Annotated in this window: 4 protein-coding genes; all 4 read left to right on the top strand. The window is 64.8% G+C overall.

Annotated elements, in window-relative coordinates; translation table 11 throughout:
- The coding region (pyk, locus tag VD811_08935; GenBank protein ID HXV21097.1) for a pyruvate kinase at positions 1 to 1,237 on the top strand (1,237 nt) is incomplete at its 5' end.
- Between the two features lie 172 nt (positions 1,238 to 1,409).
- Positions 1,410 to 2,093 carry a 7-cyano-7-deazaguanine synthase QueC gene (queC, locus tag VD811_08930; protein ID HXV21096.1) on the top strand — a complete coding sequence of 228 codons (684 nt, stop codon included), beginning with the start codon at positions 1,410 to 1,412 and terminating at the stop codon, positions 2,091 to 2,093.
- Positions 2,094 to 2,095: 2 nt separating this feature from the next.
- Positions 2,096 to 2,875, top strand: coding sequence for a GTP cyclohydrolase FolE2 (gene folE2 / locus VD811_08925; GenBank protein HXV21095.1), 780 nt, complete (start codon positions 2,096 to 2,098; stop codon positions 2,873 to 2,875).
- 5 nt (positions 2,876 to 2,880) lie between these two features.
- Positions 2,881 to 3,200: hypothetical protein (locus VD811_08920; protein HXV21094.1), on the top strand; the 320-nt coding region annotated here is incomplete at its 3' end.

The following is a 3,200-nucleotide window of genomic DNA, read 5'->3' as shown; positions in this document are numbered from 1 at the left end:
TAAAATCCGCACCGGCCTGATGGAAGGCGGGGCGCTGGAGCTCGTGACGGGGGAAGATGTTACGATTACCACCCGGGAGGTGCGGGGTGCCGACCGGCTCATCCCGACGACATTCCGGGAACTCCCCCGCGATGTTCGCGGCGGCGACCGGATCCTGCTGGACGACGGATTGATGGAACTGGAAGTGCTGGAAGTTGCCGGGGAGGAGGTCCGCTGCCGGGTCCTGGTCGGTGGCGTGCTCAAGGATCGCAAGGGGATCAATCTGCCGGGGACGGCCGTCAGCGCACCGGCCCTGACCGAAAAGGACCGCGCGGACCTCGCCTTCTGTCTGCGCGAGGGAGTCGACTGGGTCGCCCTCTCCTTTGTTCGCAGCGTCGCCGACGTTCTCGAACTCAAGGACCTCATTCTTCAACAGAAGGGCGACCTGCAGGTCATCGCCAAGATCGAAAAGCCGCAGGCGGTGGACGATTTCGACGCCATCCTCGAGGCAGCCGACGGCATCATGGTGGCGCGTGGCGACCTCGGCGTGGAGATGAGTCCGGAGAAGGTCCCCCTGATCCAGAAACGGATCATCCGCAAGTGCAATGAGGCGGGCAAGCCGGTCATCACCGCAACGCAGATGCTGGAGAGCATGATCGAGCATCCCCGGCCCACCCGCGCCGAGACCTCCGATGTGGCCAACGCCATTCTCGACGGCACCGACGCCGTCATGCTGTCGGCCGAGACCGCCTCGGGGAAATATCCGGTCGAAGCGGTCTCGCTCATGGTCCGGGTGGCCCGGGACGTGGAAGGGGATCCGGCTCTCAAGGAAAAGGTCTTTCATCCCATCCCCGAGGTGCTCGGCTACCGCCGGCTCTCCGAGGCGATCAGCCAGGCGGCCTGCCGGGTGGCGGAAAACGTCGGGGCGGCCGCCATCCTCGCCTTCACCCAGACCGGCGGCACGGCGGCCATGGTCGCCAAATACCGACCGGCCCTGCCGATCTACGCCGTCACGCCGTCGCAGGGAGTGCGCCGGCGACTGGCGCTGTACGCCGGCGTCCGCTCCCTGCGGGTCGATATCGAAGGGGACACCGAAGCCCAGATCCGCTCGGTGGAGGAAGCAGTCCTGGCGGCCACCGACCTGAAGAAGGGCGACGTGGTGGTCATCACCATGGGCAGTCCGGTCTCAGCGCCCGGCACCACCAACCTGATGAAGGTGCATCGGCTGGGAACCGGGGAATTCTACGAGGTCTATTGAAGGCTTTGCCAGAGGCAAAATCGTCACCACCCGCTCCCTGCGCTCGCCAGAGAACACAGGGGCGGGGCGGAGAAGGCGGAGAGAAAAAAGCTTTTCGCCGGTTCTCTCTTTATTTCTCCGTGTTTTCTGTGGTAAATGCCTTTGCAGAGCTTCTGATTTGAGGGAAATGACAATGAAAAAAGCAGTGGTTCTCTACAGCGGCGGACTCGACTCCACCACCTGCCTGGCGATCGCCCGCGCCGAGGGGTTCGCCCCCTGCGCCATGAGCGTCGCCTATGGCCAGCGGCATGCGGTCGAACTGGCCAGGGCGAAGGAATATGCTGCGCAGGTCGGGGTCGAAGAACACCTGGTGGTCGATTTCGATCTGCGCAGAATCGGCGGCAGCGCCCTGACCGCCGACATCGCCGTGCCCAAGGAGGGGGTGGGGAGCGACATCCCGGTCACCTACGTGCCGGCCCGCAATACCATCTTCCTCGCCTTTGCCCTCGGCTGGGCCGAAGTGCTCGGCGCCTTCGACATCTTCATCGGCGTCAACGCCCTCGACTACTCGGGGTATCCCGACTGCCGCCCCGAATATATCGCCGCCTTCGAGACGATGGCCAACCTCGCCACCAAGGCGGCGGTGGAAGGGCAGGGGCGCTACCGCATCCACACTCCCCTGATCCACCTCACCAAGGCGGAGACCATCCGCCGGGGGGTGGCGCTGGGGGTCGACTACGCCCTGACCCATTCCTGCTATGACCCGACGCCCGCGGGGCTGGCCTGCGGCGAATGCGACTCCTGCCGCCTGCGGCTCAAGGGGTTTGCCGAAGCCGGCCTGCCGGACCCGGTGCCTTACGTCGGGAAGGAGGGTTGATCATGGCCGGCATGCCCGACCTGCAGAAATCGCCGGATACCCGCAACATCGCCATCGACAAGGTGGGGGTGAAGGATATCCGCTACCCGATCGTGGTGCTGGACAAGAGCAAGGTGCGGCAGCACACGGTGGCCCGCATCAACATGTACGTCGACCTCCCGCACCATTTCAAGGGGACGCACATGAGCCGCTTCATCGAGATCCTCAACCAGTATCACGGGGAGATCAGCATCGAGAGTCTCGATACCATCCTCCAGGAGATGAAGGAGCGTCTGGAGGCCTCCCGCGCCCACGTGGAACTGGAGTTCCCCTATTTCATCGAGAAGCAGGCCCCTGTTTCGAGGGCCCGTGGGCTGATGGAGTACCAGTGCCGGATGTGCGGCACCCTCGGGGAGTCGGCCGACTTCGTCCTCGGCGTCACCGTTCCGGTCACCTCTCTCTGTCCCTGCTCGAAGGAGATCAGCCAGCGCGGTGCCCACAACCAGCGCAGCGCCATCAACGTGCAGATTCGTTACAACGGCCACATCTGGCTCGAGGATCTGATCGAGTGGGTGGAGGGGTGCGCCAGCGCTCCGGTCTACTCGCTGCTCAAGCGGGAGGACGAGAAGGCGGTCACCGAACAGGCCTACGATCATCCGATGTTCGTCGAGGACATGGTGCGGGCGGTCACCGAGAAACTTGCCGCCGTTGAGGAGATCGTCTGGTTGCGGGTGGAGTCCGAGAACTTCGAGTCGATCCACAACCACTCCGCCTACGCCCTGGTGGAGTGGAGGCGCCCCTAGCGCCTGTGGACAAGTCTGTGGAAACGGTGGACAACCCACGGCCGATCGACAACTTGGCGCCCTGGGTGGAGGGGACGAAAGTGGTTCTGGGGATATTTGCCAAGGAGCCGGTTGCCGGCCGGGTGAAGACCCGCCTCTGCCCGCCCCTCTCTGCCGCGGAGGCGGCCGCCCTCTACCGGAGCTGCCTGGAGGAGACGGTGGCGGCGATGGGCGGGGCCGGATTCGATCTGGTCCTTTTTTTGATGGCGAGGCCGACTACTTCCGCCGTGCCTTTCCCGGCCTCCGGCTTCTCCCTCAGGGGGAAGGGGACCTCGGGGCGCGAATG

The sequence above is a fragment of the Desulfuromonadales bacterium genome, assembly GCA_035620395.1.
In the GTDB taxonomy this organism is placed as follows: Bacteria; Desulfobacterota; Desulfuromonadia; order Desulfuromonadales; family DASPGW01; genus DASPGW01.
This window is presented reverse-complemented; position numbering and strand designations above follow the sequence as displayed.

What these genes read in the sequence shown, in the direction of transcription:
- queC (HXV21096.1), top strand. Translation starts at nt 1,410, where the DNA reads ATGAAAAAAGCAGTGGTTCTCTACAGCGGCGGACTCGACTCCACCACC.
- folE2 (HXV21095.1), top strand. Translation starts at nt 2,096, where the DNA reads ATGGCCGGCATGCCCGACCTGCAGAAATCGCCGGATACCCGCAACATC.